This is a genomic window from Holtiella tumoricola (assembly GCF_027857615.1).
Taxonomy (GTDB): domain Bacteria; phylum Bacillota; class Clostridia; order Lachnospirales; family Cellulosilyticaceae; genus Holtiella; species Holtiella tumoricola.
In genome coordinates, this window is sequence record NZ_JAQIFT010000014.1 from 103,549 (window position 1) to 125,169 (window position 21,621).

General features: G+C 34.5%; 16 protein-coding genes, 7 tRNA genes and 1 rRNA gene. 8 read left to right on the plus strand and 16 right to left on the minus strand.

Features of this window, described 5'->3' with window-relative positions; all coding sequences use genetic code 11:
• The first annotated feature begins 160 nt into the window (after nt 1–160).
• The 3 genes from adhE to PBV87_RS03500 all read left to right on the plus strand — a co-directional run bounded on the left by adhE (nt 161) and on the right by PBV87_RS03500 (nt 4,577).
• Nucleotides 161–2,773, plus strand: coding sequence for a bifunctional acetaldehyde-CoA/alcohol dehydrogenase (adhE, locus tag PBV87_RS03490; RefSeq protein WP_053982393.1), 2,613 nt, complete (start codon nt 161–163; stop codon nt 2,771–2,773).
• 158 nt (nt 2,774–2,931) lie between these two features.
• Entirely contained in the window at nt 2,932–3,654 is a 723-nt protein-coding gene (locus PBV87_RS03495) for a gamma-glutamyl-gamma-aminobutyrate hydrolase family protein (protein ID WP_271011168.1), read from the plus strand.
• A 62-nt stretch (nt 3,655–3,716) separates the two neighbouring features.
• Nucleotides 3,717–4,577, plus strand: coding sequence for a stalk domain-containing protein (locus PBV87_RS03500; RefSeq protein ID WP_271011169.1), 861 nt, complete (start codon nt 3,717–3,719; stop codon nt 4,575–4,577).
• Nucleotides 4,578–4,651: 74 nt separating this feature from the next.
• Here the strand turns inward: PBV87_RS03500 and PBV87_RS03505 are convergent, their stop codons facing one another.
• Entirely contained in the window at nt 4,652–6,361 is a 1,710-nt protein-coding gene (locus tag PBV87_RS03505; RefSeq protein ID WP_271011170.1) for a hypothetical protein, read from the minus strand.
• A gap of 133 nt (nt 6,362–6,494) precedes the next feature.
• Between PBV87_RS03505 and PBV87_RS03510 the strand changes: the two genes are divergently transcribed.
• Both PBV87_RS03510 and PBV87_RS03515 read left to right on the plus strand, forming a co-directional pair.
• A complete protein-coding gene (locus PBV87_RS03510) occupies nt 6,495–7,406 on the plus strand; it encodes a patatin-like phospholipase family protein (RefSeq protein WP_053982390.1) in 912 nt (303 codons plus the stop codon).
• A gap of 62 nt (nt 7,407–7,468) precedes the next feature.
• The gene (locus tag PBV87_RS03515) at nt 7,469–8,146 is read left to right on the plus strand and encodes a peroxiredoxin (protein ID WP_242847628.1); all 678 of its coding nucleotides are present in this window, start codon (nt 7,469–7,471) and stop codon (nt 8,144–8,146) included.
• Nucleotides 8,147–8,198: 52 nt separating this feature from the next.
• Here the strand turns inward: PBV87_RS03515 and PBV87_RS03520 are convergent, their stop codons facing one another.
• The 3 genes from PBV87_RS03520 to PBV87_RS03530 form a co-directional block, all read right to left on the minus strand.
• On the minus strand, nt 8,199–8,360 hold the full coding sequence (locus PBV87_RS03520) for a FeoB-associated Cys-rich membrane protein (RefSeq protein WP_198524836.1): 162 nt from the start codon (nt 8,358–8,360) through the stop codon (nt 8,199–8,201).
• An 18-nt stretch (nt 8,361–8,378) separates the two neighbouring features.
• Nucleotides 8,379–10,403, minus strand: coding sequence for a ferrous iron transport protein B (feoB, locus tag PBV87_RS03525; RefSeq protein WP_271011171.1), 2,025 nt, complete (start codon nt 10,401–10,403; stop codon nt 8,379–8,381).
• 62 nt (nt 10,404–10,465) lie between these two features.
• Entirely contained in the window at nt 10,466–10,693 is a 228-nt protein-coding gene (locus PBV87_RS03530) for a FeoA family protein (protein WP_053982389.1), read from the minus strand.
• A gap of 247 nt (nt 10,694–10,940) precedes the next feature.
• On the opposite strand from PBV87_RS03530, the gene PBV87_RS03535 reads away from it, so the two are divergent.
• Nucleotides 10,941–11,324: a metal-dependent transcriptional regulator gene (locus tag PBV87_RS03535; protein ID WP_053982388.1), complete on the plus strand. Its 384-nt coding sequence runs from the start codon at nt 10,941–10,943 to the stop codon at nt 11,322–11,324.
• A 127-nt stretch (nt 11,325–11,451) separates the two neighbouring features.
• Here PBV87_RS03535 and nifJ read toward each other — a convergent pair whose 3' ends face one another.
• Complete coding sequence (gene nifJ, locus PBV87_RS03540; protein WP_271011172.1) at nt 11,452–15,015, minus strand: pyruvate:ferredoxin (flavodoxin) oxidoreductase; 3,564 nt, start codon at nt 15,013–15,015, stop codon at nt 11,452–11,454.
• Nucleotides 15,016–15,237: 222 nt separating this feature from the next.
• On the opposite strand from nifJ, the gene PBV87_RS03545 reads away from it, so the two are divergent.
• On the plus strand, nt 15,238–16,446 hold the full coding sequence (locus PBV87_RS03545) for an FprA family A-type flavoprotein (RefSeq protein ID WP_053982386.1): 1,209 nt from the start codon (nt 15,238–15,240) through the stop codon (nt 16,444–16,446).
• A gap of 105 nt (nt 16,447–16,551) precedes the next feature.
• Here PBV87_RS03545 and PBV87_RS03550 read toward each other — a convergent pair whose 3' ends face one another.
• From PBV87_RS03550 to PBV87_RS03580, 7 genes are all read right to left on the minus strand, one after another.
• Nucleotides 16,552–17,307 (minus strand): HTH domain-containing protein, encoded by a 756-nt coding sequence (locus PBV87_RS03550; RefSeq protein WP_271011173.1) that lies wholly within the window; start codon nt 17,305–17,307, stop codon nt 16,552–16,554.
• 954 nt (nt 17,308–18,261) lie between these two features.
• A tRNA-Gly gene (locus tag PBV87_RS03555) sits at nt 18,262–18,332 on the minus strand.
• A 32-nt stretch (nt 18,333–18,364) separates the two neighbouring features.
• Nucleotides 18,365–18,445: transfer RNA gene (locus PBV87_RS03560), tRNA-Leu, on the minus strand.
• Nucleotides 18,446–18,448: 3 nt separating this feature from the next.
• Nucleotides 18,449–18,521, minus strand: a tRNA-Lys gene (locus PBV87_RS03565).
• Nucleotides 18,522–18,547: 26 nt separating this feature from the next.
• Nucleotides 18,548–18,619: transfer RNA gene (locus PBV87_RS03570), tRNA-Gln, on the minus strand.
• Between the two features lie 41 nt (nt 18,620–18,660).
• A tRNA-His gene (locus PBV87_RS03575) sits at nt 18,661–18,734 on the minus strand.
• A 9-nt stretch (nt 18,735–18,743) separates the two neighbouring features.
• Nucleotides 18,744–18,815: transfer RNA gene (locus PBV87_RS03580), tRNA-Glu, on the minus strand.
• 251 nt (nt 18,816–19,066) lie between these two features.
• On the opposite strand from PBV87_RS03580, the gene PBV87_RS03585 reads away from it, so the two are divergent.
• Entirely contained in the window at nt 19,067–19,336 is a 270-nt protein-coding gene (locus PBV87_RS03585; protein ID WP_271011174.1) for a hypothetical protein, read from the plus strand.
• Between the two features lie 154 nt (nt 19,337–19,490).
• Here PBV87_RS03585 and PBV87_RS03590 read toward each other — a convergent pair whose 3' ends face one another.
• The 4 genes from PBV87_RS03590 to rrf all read right to left on the minus strand — a co-directional run bounded on the left by PBV87_RS03590 (nt 19,491) and on the right by rrf (nt 21,549).
• Nucleotides 19,491–20,393: a helix-turn-helix domain-containing protein gene (locus PBV87_RS03590; RefSeq protein WP_271011175.1), complete on the minus strand. Its 903-nt coding sequence runs from the start codon at nt 20,391–20,393 to the stop codon at nt 19,491–19,493.
• Nucleotides 20,394–20,933: 540 nt separating this feature from the next.
• Nucleotides 20,934–21,224, minus strand: coding sequence for a DUF503 domain-containing protein (locus PBV87_RS03595; protein WP_271011176.1), 291 nt, complete (start codon nt 21,222–21,224; stop codon nt 20,934–20,936).
• A gap of 130 nt (nt 21,225–21,354) precedes the next feature.
• Nucleotides 21,355–21,427 (minus strand) — tRNA-Gly (locus tag PBV87_RS03600).
• A 4-nt stretch (nt 21,428–21,431) separates the two neighbouring features.
• Nucleotides 21,432–21,549 (minus strand): 5S ribosomal RNA (rrf, locus tag PBV87_RS03605).
• Nucleotides 21,550–21,621: the final 72 nt, after the last annotated feature.

Here is a 21,621-nt window from a genome sequence, read left to right on the forward strand (position 1 = left end):
TTAATCAAGTCCAGATTAAGTTATATTTTTTAACACGCCTTGTTAAAATTATAACTATGTTTGCCTAATTTAAAAGCATATGCTAATTCCTAATTAGGCAAACTATTTCAAGCAGATTATTTCTTAAAATATAAACACATACCCTAAGGAGGCTTTAATCATGGCAGATCAAAAAAAAGAACAAAAAGCACCAGTTATCGACGCTAACGTAATGGTAGACGAGCTTGTAAAAAAAGCTAACGTTGCCCTTGAACAATTTATGGAACTTAATCAAGAACAAGTAGATGAAATCACAAAAGCTATGGCACTTGCTGGTCTTGCAGCTCAAATGAAACTTGCAAGAATGGCAGTTGAAGAAACTGGTCGTGGTATTTTCGAAGATAAAGTTACAAAAAACATTTTCGCAACAGAATACATTTATCACAGTATCAAACATGATAAAACTGTAGGTGTTATTGAAGATAATGAAGATGAAGGTTACATGGAAGTAGCAGAACCAATCGGTGTTATTGCTGGGGTTACACCTGTTACAAACCCAACTTCTACAACAATGTTCAAAGCTATTATTTCAATGAAAACAAGAAACCCAATCATCTTTGGTTTCCATCCATCAGCTCAAAAATGTTCAGTAGAAGCTGCTAAAACAGTAAGAGATGCTGCTATTGCTGCTGGTGCTCCTGAAAACTGTATTCAATGGGTTGAATATCCATCAATCGAAGCAACTTCAGCTCTTATGAATCATCCAGGTGTTGCAATGATTCTTGCTACTGGTGGTTCTGGAATGGTTCGTTCAGCATACTCAGCTGGTAAACCAGCTCTTGGTGTAGGTCCTGGTAACGTACCTGCTTTCATTGATAAAACAGCTGTACTTGAAAGATCTCTTACAGACCTTATCCTTTCAAAATCATTCGATAATGGTATGATTTGTGCATCTGAACAAGCTGCTATCATTGAAGCTCCTGTATATGATAAAGCTATTGCTTACATGAAAAAACATGGTTGCTACTTTGCAACTAAAGAAGAAATCAAAAAAATCGAACCAGTTGTTATCAATCCTGAAAAACAAATGGTTAACCCAGATATCGTAGGTAAATACCCATATGAAATTGCTGCTCTTGCAGGTGTGACAATTCCAAAAGAAACTAAAGTTCTTTGTTGTGAAATCGAAGGTGTAGGTGCTGAGTATCCACTTTCAAGAGAAAAACTTTCTCCAGTACTTGCTGTAATCAAAGCTAAAGATGCTGCTGATGGTATTGAAAAAGCTGCACAAATGGTTGAACTTGGTGGTCTTGGTCACTCATCAGTTATCCATTCAACAGATCAAGCAACTATTAATGCTTTTTCTGATAGACTTAAAACAGGTCGTATCATTGTAAACTCACCTTCTACACATGGTGCAATTGGTGATATCTACAATACAAATATGCCATCACTTACACTTGGATGTGGTTCATACGGACGTAACTCTACTACATCAAACGTTACAGCTTCAAACTTAATCAACAAAAAAAGGGTGGCGAAAAGACGCGTGAATATGCAATGGTTCAAAATTCCAGAAAAAATCTACTTCGAACAAGGTTCTATTGCTTACCTTGCTAAAATGCCAGAAATCTCTCGTGCAATGATCGTAACTGATCCAATGATGGTTCAATTAGGTTATGTAGATAAATTAGTATATCAATTAAACAAAAATCAAAATAAAGTTTCTATCGAAATCTTCAGCGATGTTGAGCCAGATCCAGACTTAACAACAGTAAGAAAAGGTGCTGATATGATGCGTTCATTCAAACCAGACGTAATCATTGCACTTGGTGGTGGTTCTGCAATGGATGCTGGTAAAGCAATGTGGTTATTCTACGAACACCCAGAAGCTGACTTCGAAGGTATGGCTCAAAAATTCTTAGATATTAGAAAACGTGTTTACAAGTTCCCTAAAATGGGTAAAAACTCTAAATTCGTAGCTATCCCAACAACTTCAGGTACAGGTTCAGAAGTAACATCATTCGCAGTTATCTCTGATAGATCTAAAAATATGAAATACCCTCTTGCTGATTATGAGTTAACTCCAGACGTAGCGATCATTGATCCAGAATTCGTTATGAGCGTTCCAGCTTCTGTAACAGCAGATACAGGTCTTGACGTATTAACACATGCGATTGAAGCTTATGTATCAATCCTTGCATCAGATTACACAGATGCACTTGCAATTAAAGCAATTCAATTAGTATTTGAATACTTACCACGCTCATACAAATTCGGAGCTAAAGATCCAGTAGCTCGTGAAAAAATGCATAATGCATCATGTATCGCTGGTATGGCATTTACAAATGCATTCCTTGGTATCAACCACTCAATGGCTCATAAATTAGGTGCAGAGTTCCATATTCCTCATGGTCGTGCAAACGCTATCTTACTTCCTCATGTTGTTGAATACAATGGTCAAACAACACCAAGTAAGTTTGCTATCTTCCCTAAATATGAAAAATATATTGCTCCAGAAAAATTTGCTGAAATTGCTAAAGCTCTTGGACTTAAAGCTTCTACTCCAGAAGAAGGCGTACAATCTTTAGTTAAAGCAATCCGTGATCTTATGAAAGAACTTAACATTCCAATGACAATCAAAGATTGTGGTATCGAAGAAAAAGTATACATGGCAGCAGTAGAAGATCTTGCTTACAAAGCATTCGAAGATCAATGTACAACAGCTAACCCACGTTTACCAAAAGTTGTAGAATTACAAGAGCTTTACAAAAAAGCTTACTTTGGTAAATAGTTTCCTTTAAATAAATTTCCTCAAAGTCACAAAGAGGCACGATCAGGTTAGGCGTGCCTCTTTTTGCTTTGTCTATTTTTGAATAGTTTGAATAGGCATTTATTCTTCTCCTTTGCATAGTATATAGTATTTATCCATTTTAGGAAGGAGCTTTAAATATGCCAAAACCTATTATCGGTATTACTAGCAATCTACTTTTCCGCTCTAATGCCTATAGCGGCCGCTACTCTACTAATAATAATCAAGATTATGAAGAAGCTATTTTTAAAGCCGGTGGTATGCCTATATTGTTACCCCCTACCTCTAATCCATCAGATATTCAGGCTCAACTTAATCTATGTGATGGTATACTTCTAGCTGGAGGAGATGATCTTAACCCTCTTCTCTATGGTGAAGAACCTAACAAATACCTAGGTGAAACTAATTACCTTGTTGATATCCATCACCTCACTCTTACTAAGCTTGCTCTAGAAGATCATAAACCCATCCTAGGTATCTGTCGTGGCATGCAAGTTCTTAATGCTGCAAAAGGTGGCAACGTCTATCAAGACCTTAGTGAATGCCCTCACGCTTCTTTACAACATCAACAACAATCTCCACGTACTAATCTCACTCACACTGTTTCAACAAGCAAAAATACTTTACTTCAACAACTTATAGGAACATCTTTTGCCACTAATTCCTTTCATCATCAAGCGATTCATCAACTAGGTAAAGACCTTATTGCTACTGCTTGGTCAAAAGATTCTATTATTGAGGGTATTGAACTTCAAAACTATCCATTTGGAGTGGGTGTACAATGGCACCCTGAAATTATGCTTGCCACCTCTTCTTCTATGCTTCCTCTTTTCAAAAAGTTTATTAGCCTGTCTCAAAATTAGTCTACTTCTTGTCCATAGGCATATATATAGGTATAAAGAACTATTTAAAAGGAGGAAAATATATGCCAAAGTGCTTATTACGCTTCTCGACATTCCTACTTACTCTGTTATTTATACTACCACTTACTTATGCTACCCCTAGTAAGTCACCCTTACTTTTTATCAATGATCAATTAACCTCTATTACTTCTCCTATTATTGAGACCCGTGATCAAATATATGTACCATTAAGAGCAATTAGTGAATGCTTAGATTTGGACCTCTCTTTTGATGATCTTACTCATACTGTCAACGTACAGTACGAAAATAATATATTTACTTATTCTCTTAAAGATACTTGCTCATATTTCAATACTCAACCTATTTCTTTAGATACCTTTGTCCAAGAAGGTAGAATATATATCGATGCACTTCCTTTCTTTCCTCTATTTGGATTTGATGTAGATTATGATCAATCTCTTTTTATTAGTACTTATTTGGGGCAAGAGCTCTTAGATTTACCTTATTTACCTGAGCCTATGCTCATAGATATTTATGACGATGTACCTGTTACTTCTGTTCTTATCAATCAAATTAAACCTGCTAACAGCTATTGTGAAGGAACTTTTGGAGGCAGAATTATAGATGGTTTTTATGAAAATGAGACACTCTTTATTTCTTTCATACCTTATACGCTCATTCCCTGCCCTGATGAATACAATACACTCTCTACCCCTTGTATCATTAACTTTGATAATCAAGCACTCTGCTTACCAGTGGCACCAACTTTTGAGTATACCTATCTCACAGATCCAGACTTACCTATCAAAAGTCGTGACTTAGATTTACTCTATAAGAAACTTCTAAGAGGAGAAATTTATCTTTCAGAACTTACTACCTCTAATGCATCTATCTCTTCTCTTAAACAACTCTACACACCTTAATTTCTTTTCTAAATGAATATAACAAAAAAGTACTTCACCGCAGTAGAAGTACTTTTTTATTTACTATAATTTTTTTAAAGTGGTCTGCCTAATACAGATAAGTATTGCATAAATGGTTCAAATCTATTTGTTGCACCTCTCCATCTTAAATAAGTTTCAACTAATCCTAAGGTATCCATATTACCTATTCCGATTACCCTTTGTATTGCAGAAACATTAAATTCCCCATTTACATCATAATCAATAGGATTCAATGAAGATAGGCCAAGTAATGCACCTTCTGTTGGTTGCCTTAACTTTCCATTGATATCATATAGAGTAGCTAAATAGGCTCTATCTCTATCACTGATATCTATTGTATATTGCCATCTAGGTCTATTGGTAATAACCCTAACCTTATAATTATCCTCATATATTACCTTACCCGTGTAATTTTCATTAAATATTTTAGAATCAAATAATAGCCTTGGTTGCTCATTTTCAAAAGTATAGATATAACTTGTGATAAATCCACCTGATCCACTTGCAAAGATGTTTACCAGAACGTCAGGTATACCATTGGCTGTTAGATCTCCTACAAATAAAATTGGGCTATATCCATCACCATAAGGAAAATCAACGCTTAAAGTTTTTCCGCCTGTTTGTACTCTAAGTCCCATATTTCGGATACGGTCAGTACTATTTCCTGTCTGCCTATCTCCAACTAGATAAATACTATCTTGCATACCATCTCCTGTTACATCTGCTTGTGTAAAGTTGATCACTTCTTTATCTAGTACCGCTTGATAATCTGCTGTACTATTTCCATTAGCTATTGGAGACTGCCCTTCTTCATTTACAACCTGATTTGTTTCATTAATACTTGTAATAGGTGTAATTACATTTTGATCTAAAGCCTCTTGTGCCTGTTGGGTATTAATATTTTCTGGTGCTTGTAATTGACCACTAGTAATGGCTTGGAACTGCTCTGATGTTAGATTGAGCAAATCTAATATTTGCTGCATTCCTGCATTTACAACTTGATCAGTCTCAGTAATACTTGTGATAGGCGTAATTACATTTTGCGCTAAGGCATCTTGGGCTTCTTCTGTGTTAATATTTTCTGCCGGTGGTAACTGTGCAGTAAAAATAGCTTGTAATTGCTCTGGCGTTAGATTAAACAAATCTAATATTTGTTGTATTCCTGCATTTACCACATTATCTGTCTCAGTAATACTAGTAATAGGTGTAGTTACATTTTGTTGTAAAGCTTTCTGTGCTTGCTCTGTATTTACTTTTTCTACTGGTGGTAACTGAGGATTAGTAATAGATTGGAGTTGTTCTAAAGTTAAATTTATCAAATCAACTGTACTATTAGCATCTTTACTAGTTTTTGAATTCTCTCGTGTTGGCTGAATAACTATGCCGTGATAGGCCATGTCATTAATAAACGCAACAAATGGCTGATTTTCTTCTCCAAACAATTGCTCTAACTCTACTACCTCTCCTACTAATGCTGGAGTAATAGAGCTATTCTCTATTGTATTTACTAAATTACCTAATCCAATAGTTTTGTGCTCACTCTCTGGCATAGTATCCATAAAGTACCATTTCATATCTTTGCGCTTCAAAATAGCAATATACTTTTCATCATCATACATATAAGTAAATAGAATTTCTGGCATAGCGTCTTGGTCAATATCTACCAAAACGAAGTTAGGTGTCTGTCTTACTCTACATTCTAAGTCTATGCTAGCATCTTTGGATTTGAATCCTCTAAGAACATTACAAAAGTAACATTTCATTTTTTGATCTCCCTAACCATTTAGTATCATAACATTTTATGATACATTTACTTTATGTATGATATTTTTTGGTCTAGTGTAGTATCTCTTTTCATAAAATAATCTTGATATATATTGTAAGGGAGGATCTAATATGTCTGTCTTCCGTATCATTGCCTTTGATGGAGGTGGTATACGTGGTGCACTTTCTACACGACTTTTAAGACGTATTGTTGAAAAGTATCCTACACTTCTTGACCAAACCCATATGTTCGCGGGAACTTCTACAGGCTCTATTATTGCCCTAGGGTTGGCCTATCAAAAATCCGTAGAAGAAATTGATGACTTTTACTCCTATGATAAAGTAAAGTATATCTTTACCCCAAAACGTCCTAATCTCTTTATTCCTAAGTATAGAAATATTCATCTTCAGGAAACTCTTGAGGAGGTATTCCCCAAAAATCTTTCTCTTGCTTCTCTACCTAAATATGCTTTTATTCCGTCCTTTAATGTAAAAGGTTATACATGTAAGGGTTTTGAAGGTGTGTTTTTTACTAACTTAGTCAATAATCCTACAATTTCTGAAAAGGTCATTGATGTAGCACTCTGTAGTAGCGCTGCCCCTACATACTTTCCTTCCGTGAATAACTTTATTGATGGTGGTGTATTTATGAATTCTCCTACTGCTGCTCCTGTTATTTGCGTACGTTCTGTATTTCCAACAACATATAATCTATCCGATTTTCGTTTGCTTTCTATTGGTACAGGATTTTATCCTGAACGTATTGTACGTCGTACAAAAAATTGGGGTGTTCTTCAGTGGGCTATTAATCCATTTACCAAATCAAAAGCTCCCTTTTTGAGTGTCCTTTTGAATACGAATACACCTATAGAAAATCGTTATAGCTATGAGCTATTAAAATCAAATTATTATCGTCTTGATCCTCCTCTTGAAGAACCTATAGAGTTAGATGATTATAAAAAGGTACCTTACCTTAAAGACTTTGCAGACAAGGTTGATTTAAGTGAAGTCTATCGCTATATTGAACGGTATTATCTTCATTAATAATTTTTTTCATAATACAACTCCTATCTTGAATATAAATAGTGTTGTAGGAGGTGATAGGATTGGCAGAAATTATGGGGAATCTTCCTTTAATAGGAGATAAGTTCCCTGATATGACAGTTCAAACAACTTATGGAGTGAAAAAGCTCCCTGATGACTACAAAGGTAAATGGCTTATACTCTTTAGCCATCCTGGTGACTTTACGCCTGTGTGCACAACTGAATTTGTATCTTTTGCTCAGAATTATGATACATTCCAAGGACTTAATACGGACCTTCTTGGTCTTTCTGTAGACCAAGTACAGCCTCATATGAAATGGGTACAATGGATTGAAGAAAATCTAGGTCAAAATATTCCATTCCCTATTATTGCAGATCCACTTGGAACAACAGCTACAAAACTTGGCATGATTCAACCTACTAGGAAAACTTCAACTGTAAGAGCAGTATTTTTTATTGATCCTACTAGTACTATTAGACTTATCTTATACTACCCTCTTGAGATTGGTCGTAACATTAGTGAAATTATTCGTGCCCTCGTCGCTTTACAAGTAGGTGATGCAAATAAGGTGGCCCTCCCTGCTAATTGGCCAAACAACGAATTGATCGGAAATAAAGGTATCATTCCTCCTCCAACTGATATTCCTACTGCTGAAAAACGTGAAGGAGAATATACCTGCTTTGACTGGTGGTTCTGTTATAAAGAAATTGACTTTAAACTCCCACCCCAACCAAAATAACTCCCCCTAAGTACATTAAAAGGCGGTATAGCATGCACTATACCGCCTTCTTTTATTTATCTTTATCTTTAGCTTGATGTTTAGATGGGCAGCTTTTTTGTGCACATCCTGAACATCCACAACCGCAAGGGTTATTCTTTTTATCACGATAGATCTTATAACTAGCTCCTGCCATCAGTAATACTATAATTCCTATAATAATAAAATCTGCCATCTTCATCTCACTCCATTTCTATTTAATAAATAATCCGCCTACTTGGTAAATTAAAAATGCTACTATCCATGCAAGCCCTGTTTGATATCCTAGTGCAATAAGTGTCCACTTCCAGTTACCAAACTCTCTTTTCATAGCACCAATAGCTGCGAAGCATGGTGCTGCAAGTAGTGTAAATGCCATAAATGCATAAGCACTAAGTGGTGTAAATAAAGCACCCATATTTGTAACTAATGTTGGGTCTGACTCTGCAACTTCACCTACTCCAAGTAAAACACCAAATGTGGCAACAATAGCTTCTTTTGCTAAGAATCCTGTTACAGTAGCAACAGATGCCTGCCATGTACCAAATCCAAGTGGTGCAAATACTGGAGCAATAAAGTGACCAATAGATGCTAAAATACTTTGATCTGTTTCTACCATTTGAAGACTAAAGTTGAATGATTGTAGGAACCAAATAAGGCCTGAAGCAACAAAGATTACTGTACCAGCTTTTACAATGAAAGCTTTAGAACGATCCCACATTTGCATAAATACGCCTTTAAAGTTAGGCACATGATATTCTGGTAATTCTAAAATATAAGGTGCTGCTTCACCTTTAAATAAAGTATTTTTCAAGATTAATCCTGAAATGATAACCATTAAAATACCTAAAAGGTACATAGAAGGCCCTACCCATGCATGATCAGGGAAGAATGCTCCTACTAAAAGTGCAAATACAGGTAGCTTAGCACCACAAGGAATAAATGGTGTAAGCATGATTGTCATCTTACGATCACGCTCATTTTCAATAGTTCTTGATGCCATAATCCCTGGTACAGAACAGCCTGTTCCAATAACCATAGGAATGAATGATTTTCCTGATAAGCCAAACTTTCTGAAGATCTTATCCATGATAAAGGCAACACGTGACATATAGCCACAATCTTCAAGGATACCAATTAATAAGAAGAGAATCATAAGCTGTGGTACGAATCCAAGTACAGCTCCTACCCCGCCAATAATTCCTTCTACTACTAATCCATGAATCCATGGTGATACACTCATACTTTCAAGGAATATCCCTACTTGATCACCAATACCACCAAATAACTCTTCCATAAATCCAATAGTCATATCACCCACTGTTTGGATTGATAAGAAGTATACTAACCACATGATTCCAAAGAAAATAGGAATAGCTAAAATTCTATTTGTAACAACTCTATCAATCTTATCTGATAGTGTTACCTTATGGCTCATTCTGTTTTTAACAATTTCGTTAATGTACTTAGTAATATACTCATAACGTTGATTAATAACGATGCTTTCAACATCATCTTCATATTCTGCTGTAAGTTGCTCGATACAGTTTTTAATCACTTGGTTATCAGCACTTGATAAGTTAAGTTGCGCTACAACTTCTTTATCTTGCTCAAGTACCTTTAATGCAAACCAGCGCGTATCATAATGTGCATCAATTTTTTGATCCTGTAAGATTGTTATTACTTCTTCAATAGCAACTTCTACTGACTTTTCTAATGGTAATGCTTCTGTTTTAATTTGTACTTTCGCTACACATACCTCTAAGGCAAGCTTAATAAGTTCTTCTAAACCTTTATTTTTTGCAGCTGAAATAGGTACAACTTTAACTCCAAAACGTTTTTCTAGTGCTTTAAGATCAATTTTTTCTCCACGTTTCTCAACGATATCCATCATATTTAAAGCAATGATAGTTGGTCTACCTAATTCAACTAATTGATGAGTTAAGTAAAGGTTACGCTCAATATTTGAAGCATCTATAATATTGATAATTAAATCCGGTTGTTCTTTAATAATGTAGTTTCTTGCTACTACCTCTTCTGGAGTATAAGGTGAAAGTGAATAAATACCTGGTAAATCAACAAGTGTTGCTTCTTCTTTAGTACCTCTTAATCTACCTTCCTTCTTTTCAACTGTTACACCTGGCCAGTTCCCAACATAAGCCTTACTCCCTGTTAGAGCATTAAATGCAGTAGTCTTCCCACTATTCGGGTTTCCTACTAATGCTATATTATATCCCATAGTTCGCTAACTCCCTTTCTATTTGTTAGACTAGGCTAACTTATCTCTCAAAAAAAATCGAGTTATACTAACTCAACTAATATGCTCTTCGCATCTTCTTTTCTTAAGCTTAATGAGTATCCTCTTACAGAGATTTCAATAGGATCTCCTAATGGCGCTACTTTTTTAACTGTTACTTCAACACCTTTTGTAATACCCATATCCATGATACGTCTTTTAAGTGTGCCTTGCACATCTATTTGTCTTACGATAGCACTTTTACCACAAGGTACTTTCTTTAAATTACTCATACTATCCCTCCCAAGTTATACAATCATAATACTTCTAATAAGTATCTTTTCTCTATTTTATCAACTAACTTGATTTTCATTATATTATATGTTAACATTAGCAAACAATGTTAACCTTAACTAACATTATTTTATATCGACTTGAATGTTCTGTCAATATTTTTTCACAACTAAAGTGTTTTATTTTTAATTCATTAAAATATTTGTTATAATATATAAAGGGATACTATGAAGGAGGAGGGAAACCATGACTCTAGGACAATCTGGTGAAGATTACCTTGAAACTGTATTAGAACTTGAACAGCAAAATGGTGTTGTCCGTTCTATAGACATAGCAAAAAAACTTAATGTATCTAGACCAAGTGTTAATAAGGCTATTAATAACTTAAAAGATGCTGGTATGGTTACACAGCAATCTTATGGAGATATCAGGCTCACTGACTTAGGGCGTAAAACAGCAAAAGATATCATTTATAGACATACCCTAATCAAGAAGTTCTTGACTCATGTCCTCGGTCTAAGCCCTCAAATTGCAGAAGCAGATGCTTGTAAAATTGAGCATATATTAAGTCCTGAAACTATAGAGAAACTAGAAGACTTCGTTATAAATTATAAAAAATGCCCTAATTAGATTTAAGTATCTAATTAGGGCATTTTTATTGTCTTTCATCTATTGTATTAAAATATTTTTTATCAAAAAAACAGCTGTCACATTTTATGTGTGACAGCTGTTTTTAATCGTATGAGAGGAGTATTTATTATTCTTGTTCAGCTAATTTTTTGTAGCCTTCATAACGTTGTCTAGCATGTTTCTCTGCTAATTCAAATAACCCTTCACTATCTTCTGGGAATTGTTTTGCAAGAGATGAATAACGTACTTGATCCATAAGGAAGCTTCTGAAGCTTTCTGTTGGTTCTTTAGAATCTAAGATAAATGGATTTTTACCTTGTTCTTCTAATAATGGGTTGTGTCTGTATAAATGCCAGTATCCAGCTTTAACTGCATCTGCCATATTTTCCATTGAGCAGCCCATACCTTTTTTAAGACCGTGGCTAATACATGGTGCATAAGCAATGATGATAGATGGACCTTCATATGCTTCTGCTTCAAGAATAGCTTTGATTGTTTGGTTTTTGTCTGATCCCATGGCAACTTGAGCTACATATACGTTGCCATAAGCCATCATCATTTTACCAAGGTCTTTTTTCTTAGCTCTCTTACCAGATGCTGCGAATTTTGCAATAGCTGCTACTGGTGTTGATTTAGATGATTGACCACCTGTATTTGAGTAAATTTCTGTATCGAATACAAGTACATTTACGTTTTCACCTGATGCAAGAACGTGATCAAGACCGCCATAACCGATGTCGTAAGCCCATCCGTCACCACCAAGAATCCATTGTGAACGTTTTACTAAGTAGTCTTCTCTTTCAGCAATTTCTTTCACTAAAGTAACTGCTTTTTCATCTGTTAATGTATGATTTGCAAGAAGTTCACTTACAGCTTTACTTGCTGCTTTTGAACCTTCTCCATTTTCTTTGTTGTCTAACCAGTTTGTGAATACTTCTTTGTATTCTGCTGGAATATCCATAGCTACTAATTCTTCCATGTTAGCTTGGATTTTGTTTCTCATTTGTTTTACGCCAAGGAACATACCGTAACCATATTCAGCATTATCTTCGAAGAGTGAGTTAGCCCATGATGGTCCTTTACCTTCGTGGTTTGTTGTATATGGTGTTGATGGTGCACTACCACCCCAGATTGATGAACAACCTGTTGCATTAGAAATCATCATACGGTCACCAAAGAGTTGTGTTACAAGTTTGATGTATGGTGTTTCACCACAACCTGCACATGCTCCTGAGAATTCCATAAGAGGTGTTTTGAATTGGCTATCTTTAACTGTTTTACCTTCTACAAGGTCACCTTTATAAGATACTTCTTTAACTGCATAATCCCAGTTAGCTGATTGTGTTTCTACTTGTTCTCCAAGTGGTTCCATGAATAAAGCTTTTCCTTTAGCAGGACAAACTTCTGCACAGCTACCACAACCTGTACAGTCAAGTGCACTTACTTGGATTCTATATTCAAGACCATCGAATGCTTTACCAACAGCTTTCTTAGTTTCAAATCCTTCTGGTGCATTTGCTTTTTCATCTGCATTTACAAGGATTGGTCTAATACATGCATGTGGACATACATATGCACATTGGTTACATTGAATACATTTTTCCATATCCCATCTTGGAATATCTACTGCAATACCACGTTTTTCGTGTGCTGCTGTACCTGCTGGGAATGTACCATCTTCGTAATCATTGAATGCACTTACTGGAAGGCTGTTACCTTCTTGAGCATTGATTGGTTCAACGATATTTTTAATGAAATCTGGTTTTTCTTCTGCTTTTGCACCGCATGAACATGATCCACATCCACAACCTGTTGCTTGGTTAGCTGTTTTCCATGATGCTGGTACTTCAACTTTATTAAGAGCATTCATACCTTTTTCTACTGCTTGGTAGTTCATAGAAAGGACTTTTTCACCTTTTTTACCATAAGCTTTGTTGATAGAAGCTTTAAGGTATTCTACAGCTTGATTTTCATCAATGATATTAGCAAGTTTGAAGAAAGCAGCTTGCATGATCATGTTGATACGTGATCCAAGACCAATTTCTTTTGCAATAGTTGTAGCGTCTACTGTGTAGAAATTAATTTCATTTTCAGCAATGTATTGTTTCATTGCTGCTGGTAAATGTTCTTCAAGTGCAGCTAAATCCCACTCTGTATTAAGTACAAAGTTTCCACCTTTTTTAAGGCCTTTAAGGATATTATATTGATGTACGAATGCTTGTTTATGACAAGCTATGTAATCAGCTTCATCAATAAGGTATGTTGCACGGATTGGTGAATCACCGAATCTTAAGTGAGACATTGTGATACCACCAGATTTTTTAGAATCGTAATCAAAGTATGCTTGAACATATTTATTTGTATGTTCACCAATGATTTTGATTGCTTGTTTGTTAGCACCTACAGTACCATCTGAACCAAGACCCCAGAATTTACATCTGATTGTACCTGTTGAAGCAATTTTAAGTGTATCTTTTGCTTCTAATGATGTGTAAGTTACATCATCTACGATACCTACTGTAAATCTATTTTTAGGTTGTTCACTTGTTAAGTTATCAAATACTGCTTTAAGATCTGTTGGAGTTACATCTTTTGAACCAAGACCATAACGTCCACCAATGATCATTGGTGTTCTTTCACTATCATAGAATGCACCACGTACGTCTAAGTAAAGAGGCTCGCCTAATGCACCTGGTTCTTTTGTACGATCAAGTACACAGATTCTTTTAGCCGATGTTGGAACAGCATTTAAGAAATGTTCTGTTGAGAATGGTCTATATAAGTGAACTTTAACAAGACCAAAGCTTTCACCATTTGCATTTAAAGCATCAACTGTTTCTTCAAGAGCTTCTGTTACAGATCCCATAGCAATTACTACGTTTTCAGCATCAGCTGCTCCATAGTAATCAAATAAACTATGTTTTCTACCTGTTAACTCTGACATTTGTGCCATGTAATCTTCTACGATGCCAACAATGTTGTTGTAATATTTATTTGAAGCTTCTCTTGTTTGGAAGTAGATATCAGGGTTTTGAGCTGTACCACGTGTTACAGGGTGGTTTGGAGAAAGTGCTCTATTTCTGAATTCTTGTAAAGCTTCTTGATCGATTAATTTTTCATAATCGCTATAATCTAATACTTCTACTTTTTGTATTTCATGTGATGTTCTGAATCCATCAAAGAAATGAACGAAAGGTAATCTACCTTTAATCGCTGCAAGATGCGCAACTGGAGCAATATCCGCTACTTCTTGTACAGAACCAGATGCAAGCATTACGCAACCTGTTTGACGAGCTGCCATAACGTCTTGGTGGTCACCAAATATTGATAAAGCTTGAGCTGCTAAAGCACGAGCACTTACATGGAATACACCAGGAAGAAGCTCACCAGCTACTTTATACATATTTGGAATCATAAGAAGTAAACCTTGTGAAGCTGTAAATGTTGTTGTAAGTGCACCTGCTTGAAGTGAACCATGGAATGTACCTGCTGCACCTGCTTCAGATTGCATTTCTACTACACTTACTTTTTGGCCAAAGATATTTTTTCTGCCTTGTGCTGCCCATTCATCCACAACTTCAGCCATTGTTGAAGATGGTGTGATTGGGTAAATTGCTGCTACGTCTGTAAATGCATAAGCTACATATGATGCAGCAGTATTACCGTCGATTGTCATCATTTTTTTTGACATGAGTAGTCCCTCCTCGATTTGTGTATAAATTCTTAATTTTGTATTATAGTATAAAATTCTAGAAAGTTTTTAATAATTTGTTTATTATGGATAATAATTATCCTTTAACTTTAATTATATCACGTTTTTATCATTTGAAAAGTAACTTTGTCACATTTGACAACTTTAATTTTTCTATTATAATAATTATTATCTAGTAATATATTATAAAGGAGTCTTGTTATGGCTAAACATCTTAATGTGACTGAAGCTTTATCTTGGGTCGGTGCCTTTGATCCAGATCTAAGAGTATTCGATATCGTAATGGAAACAGAATTTGGAACGACTTATAATGCCTATGTTCTTAAAGGAAGTGCAAAAACTGCTGTGTTTGAAACAGTAAAAGCCAAATTCTTTGATGAATATTTAGAAAACCTAAAAACAGTGATTGACCCTACTGAAATTGACTATATTATCGTTAATCATACTGAACCAGATCATGCAGGTAGTGTTGCACGTCTTCTTGAACTTGCACCTCTTGCTACAGTTGTTGGAACGACTCAAGCAATTAAATATATGAGTGAAATTATTAATGCACCATTCAAAAGCCTTGTTGTAAAAGATGGGGAAACACTTTCACTTGGCGATAAAACTATTCGTTTTATTGGTGCACCTTGCCTACATTGGCCAGACTCTATGTATTCTTACATTGAAGAAGACCGTACACTTGTAACATGTGATTCTTTTGGCGCTCACTATAGTGATGAACGTGTATTTAAAGCTGAACTTGAAGAAGAAAAAGAAGACGATTATATTAAAGCTTACAAATACTATTACGATATGATTATGGGCCCATTTAAACCTTTTGTTCTTAAGGCATTAGCAAAAATTGAAGACTTAGAAATCGATTTTATCTGCCCTGGTCATGGTATGATATTAGACCGTACAAATATGACTAAATATATTAATTTCTATAAAGAATGGAGTAAACCTGTTGTAAGATCTACTCCTAGTATCGTTATAGCTTATGTATCTGCTTATGGTTATACAGAAAAACTTGCAAAAGAAATCCATGAAGGTATTTTAAGCACAAATCCTAATTGTGATGTTTTACTTTATGATCTTGTAACTGCTGATTTTGATGAAGTTCTTGCTGAAGCTAGTATGGCTAAAGGCCTATTAATTGGTTCTCCTACTATTTTAGCCGATACACTTCCTCCTATCTGGAAACTTCTAACTTCATTAAATCCTGTAATTCATAAAGGTATTTCAGCTGGTTGCTTTGGTTCATATGGTTGGAGTGGTGAAGCTACTAAAAATATTGCTGCACGCTTTGCACAACTTAAATTCCCTATGCCAGTAGAACCATTAAATATTGCTTTTAATCCAAGCGAAAGTAATCTTAAAGAAGCCTTTGACTTTGGAGTTAATTTCGTTCAAGCTATTTTATAAATTCTTACTTAGAATATTATTAAGCTTTAGAATAAGTAAAAGGGATATGATGTCTTTATACATCATATCCCTTTTACTTATTCTATTTAATTTTTACTTTATTTCTTATCTTCCATAATAGGCATATAACTTATTTAAAACACGTGCAATAAGCTCACTTCTATTACAATATTCACCAGTAATTTCAGTTAAAGCAATAGCCTTTTCATCTGCTCCGTGTACATATATGCCAATACCAACAATCATGCTTTTAATAGTCTTACTCTCTGCTTCTATATACATCTGTGTCATAATACCACTTAATTTTCTATTGTTATAATAAAGGTTATTATCTTCACCTATTTCTGTGTCTACCTGAGTAATTTCTCGTATAACTACTCTAACAGCTTCACTATTTTGTTTAATTATAGTATCCATTGCATCCATAGGGGAATTCAAATCAATCACTACACTCATATAAACCCCTTTTCCTTGAGGTGAGTAAAAACTTGCTTCTTCTTTAGCTTCTCCTTTTTCTTGTTCCTCACTTGCTACTACTATCCAATTTTTTTCTTTTGTCACATATGAAGCAAGTGCTCTCTTATTCGTAGAATCTACCACTTTGTGCATTTCTACATGGTCTATAGGAAAGCTTTTATCTAAAAATTGCTGTAATTTCATTTTAGACAATATATCGGAGTTAGTATTTAGGGTATACCCCTTTTTCTTAGTAGATTCAATATCATAACCTTCTTCTCTAAGTAAGTTGATATTCTTCCATATAGCTGTTCTAGATAATCCTAAACTTTGTGCAATAGCTTCACCTGATAAGTACTCTCCTTTATGATTCTCAAACAATTCTAGTAACTTATTTTTAGTCATCTTACTTTCCCCTCTCTTTATATCTTACTTTTTTATATATAGTAGCCTTTTTTACATATAGCATTATAATTAGATTTAATTTAACATATTTTTATAATAAATTGTTGATTTTTAAGACAAAATGTTTTATTATAATAATGAAATATATTTCAAGTTAAAAGAGACGACTAACAGGCTTATTATTGCTAGTACTCTACCTCAAATAGTGACCTCTATAGTAACTAACAAGCTATACCGGTACTCACTTCTATAATTACTTTATCACAGACATATATCTCAACTAAAGATATTATACCTAACACTACAAACATAGTATTCTGCTATTGTTACCTTCAATATACTACAAATAGTGACACCTAATAACTTGTTATTACTAATACACTATACTAGTACTTACTTCTATAGTCACTTTATCATAAACATATATCTTACTAAAAATACTTTACCTAAAATTACAGTCATAGTAATTTCCTACTGTTACCTTTAACATACTTTAAATAACTACAACTAATAACTTGTTATTACCAATAAACTATACTAATACTTACTTCTATAGTCACTTTATCCTAAACATATCCCCTACTAAAGATGCTTTATCTAAAACTGCAGGCATAGTAACCTTCTATTGTTACTTTTAATATACTTTAAATAACGGCACCCACTAACTTTCATATACCATCCAAGTTACAATATAGGAAACACAATTAAATATTTTACTATCACTAATATATCACTCTAATAATGACTCTATAGTATTACATGTGATTTTAAACATACTATATTTACAATTAATCAATACCAATATAATTCATTATGAAATAATTAAACTATTTATTAATGCGCCGTTATATCTTTATATTAATACAATCATCCCAAAATCATTTACACGTGCATCTATTGGCAAATATACATAAAAATAAAAGCCTTACTCATATGAGTAAGGCTTTTCGCGTAAGCGGGTGATGGGAATCGAACCCACGTGGCCAGCTTGGAAGGCTGGAGTTCTACCATTGAACTACACCCGCGTGTAAATTATAAATATTATTTTTTAAAAAGATGCGGGTGAAGGGAGTCGAACCCCCACGCCAATGGCGCTAGATCCTAAGTCTAGTGCGTCTGCCAATTCCGCCACACCCGCATATGAGCCACCGGAGGCTCGAACTCCGGACCACTTGATTAAAAGTCAAGTGCTCTACCAACTGAGCTAGTGACCCATGTTATGAATTGTCCATTTGGACAACAGGGCTAGGAGGATTCGAACCTCCGAATGCAGGAATCAAAATCCTGTGCCTTACCGCTTGGCGATAACCCTAAGTTCATATGCTTGAAACTTTATTTAGTTGAAACATATAGGGTGGAGAATGGGAATCGAACCCACGGCCTCCAGAGCCACAATCTGGCGCTCTAACCAACTGAGCTACCCCCACCATATATAATGACCCATAGGAGAATCGAACTCCTGTTACCGCCGTGAAAGGGCGGTGTCTTAACCGCTTGACCAATGGGCCGTCTCTTGACTACTTCGTTATTCTAGCACACTGATTGACGTATGTAAATAGGTTTTTATAATTTTTTTTAAGAAATTTTATTTAAACCTTGTTTACAGCCTATTTAAAAGGTGTATACTACAAATAAGGGAACTTTCTACTAGTATTCCCAACATTTTAATTATTATTTATCGACTTTTTAACATACAATATAATGTAAAACACTCTTACACTTACCATTACAAAATTTCTATTAAAGAAAGGAAATGCTTATGAATAAAGAGGATTTTGCAAAATTTTTGTTAGATGATCGTCTTGAAATAGAATATGACAACAAAGTCTTTACTAAAAAGATTAAAGGTGCTTTAAACAAAATTAAAATTGGTGATGAACTTATTTATGAAGTGCATACAGAGAAAAAGCTTCTTATTGTAGTAGAAGCTCTATATTGTACTTTTAATAGAGACGCTTATTGGGATGTGGCTAAACTTGCTCAGTTAGAAGAAGTTATTGCCGATCCTCATACTTTAGTACGTATTTAAATTATTATATATCAAAGGTGTAGCTCTATTCTAGCTACACCTTTTTGTCTAGCTTTATAACTTCAAATTTATTTGTTATTCACATAATGTGTATGATTACCTCTACTTATCCCCAAATCACTCTATTTTATTGGTACTAATGTGTACAACTTTTTCATTTATTACTTTTTAAAATAATTCTTGTCAGTTGTTCTTGATTAAGAAAAGGTGCCCAATCACTCAATATACTTTTATCAATTTTATCATTTAAGGCTTTTTGTACTACTTTATCCTTTTGCTCGCCATTTATAAAAGGCATCATATCTTCTATATATTCATAAGAACTATTTTGGCATATTCTTTCGATTACCAAATCTTTTTCCTCCTTAGATAAGAAAGGATATAAATCTTCTAGATTAATTATTTTATTCCTTTCAAAAAAATAATTAATGAGCTTTTCTCTGTGATTTCCATTTAAGAAAGGATAAAAATCATCTAAGTCATATTCCTGTTTCTGATTTATATAATGGTCTATAAGCTGATTCTTATGTTCATTGTTTAGAAATGGATAGATTTCTGATTGTAATCTAGCCACTTTACCAGAAACTATCGCCTGATTAATAATTTTATCTAATACATTAGCTCCTAAAAACGGCAAAAATTCCTCTATTTGATCTAAATCAATCTCTACTTCTTCCATAATCTCATCTAATACCTTTGGCTTTGTAATAGGCGCTATTTCCTTTAAAAGCTCTGCTTTATTTTCTAATTTCTTTAAAATTTCTTTTGCCTCTTCAACTTTTTGAGTTGCTAAATCATTAATAAAAGTCTCTTCTTCTAAATTAATAGATTCTTTTTCTTCTAAAGCCTTTTTCTTTCCATTCAATAATTCATCAATAGAAATATCAAATAGTTTAGCAAGCTCTGGCAGAATTGTAATATCCGGCAAAGACTCTAGCCTCTCCCATTTAGATACTGCCTGGTGTGAAATATGAAGTGCATCTGCTACATCTGACTGTGTCATATTAGCTTCCTTACGAAGCTGTGCAATAAAGTTCCCTACATTATTAATATTCATTTGTATTCCTCCCTGTTAGCTTTGTCTTAAGCTTACCAAATCAGAATACCCTATTCAATAAACCTTCAGTTGAATCTAAGATTAAGATAAATACAACTAACAGTTGCATGTCTCAATGTCTTTTGCTACTGGGTTAAGTAAGATAAGCTTTGTAGAATTAATAGTACTTTTAATCTAAACTCGGAAATGATTATACCCTTCACATGAAGGATGTTTAGAAAATGGATCATGTAGTTTTACTATTTCTCTACCGGAAGGGGTATGATGTGATGGGCTGTAAGGTAAGTTGTTGTATAGAAACTTCCTCCACAGACTTTTTAGAGAGGCTTAGCGAATGGAATCAAACTGGTTTTAAGGAAATGTCTGAAGAAAAGTGCACTTCTTTTCTGAGTTTTGATCGTTAGTTTGATGAAATGAACTTAGCCTGTCTTAAAAGTTGAGGACTAGAAGTTGGAATACAATAAGCTTACCTACATGCCCTACACTTAACCAAATATTTATTCTATTAATCAAAATAGAGAATGTAGAATCTACATTCTCTTAAAAATCACTTATAATTTCTCTTTCAATATCCAATAAGTCTGCCTCAGTATTTTCTTCAATATAGCCTATAATTTGATTTATTATAGCATCAGCAGCCTTTGTCTCGTTCGTTACAATACTAAAACCTATTATTACTGTTTGATGAACATCCATAGCTTCTACTTCAGCTATAGATATAGAAAACTTACTCCTTACCTTGCCTAGGAGGCTTCTAATAATCATACGCTTTTCTTTTAGTGAATGTACCCATGGGGCATATAATTTAAGTTTACACATTCCTACAACCATTACTTCTTCTCCTTACAGATGAGCTATGAATTTTAATAGTATCAGTATACAACCATATATCTATTGTAATAGGTAATAACAAAAATTATACAACAAAAAAAGGCTTTCGAACTATCGAAAGCCTCTACAGAGCGCGAGACGGGACTCGAACCCGCGACCCTCTCCTTGGCAAGGAGATGCTCTACCAACTGAGCCACTCGCGCATAAATTTGGCAACCACCTACTCTCCCGGTCCGTCTCCAGACAAGTACCATCGGCCGCTTTAGTCTTAACCTACGTGTTCGGTATGGGAACGGGTGTTTCCCTAAAGCGCATCGTCACCAAAAATGCTTAGAATATTTAGTTTAAGTATAAAACCTCATACTCTCAAAAACAAATACTGCAATCAATTAACCTA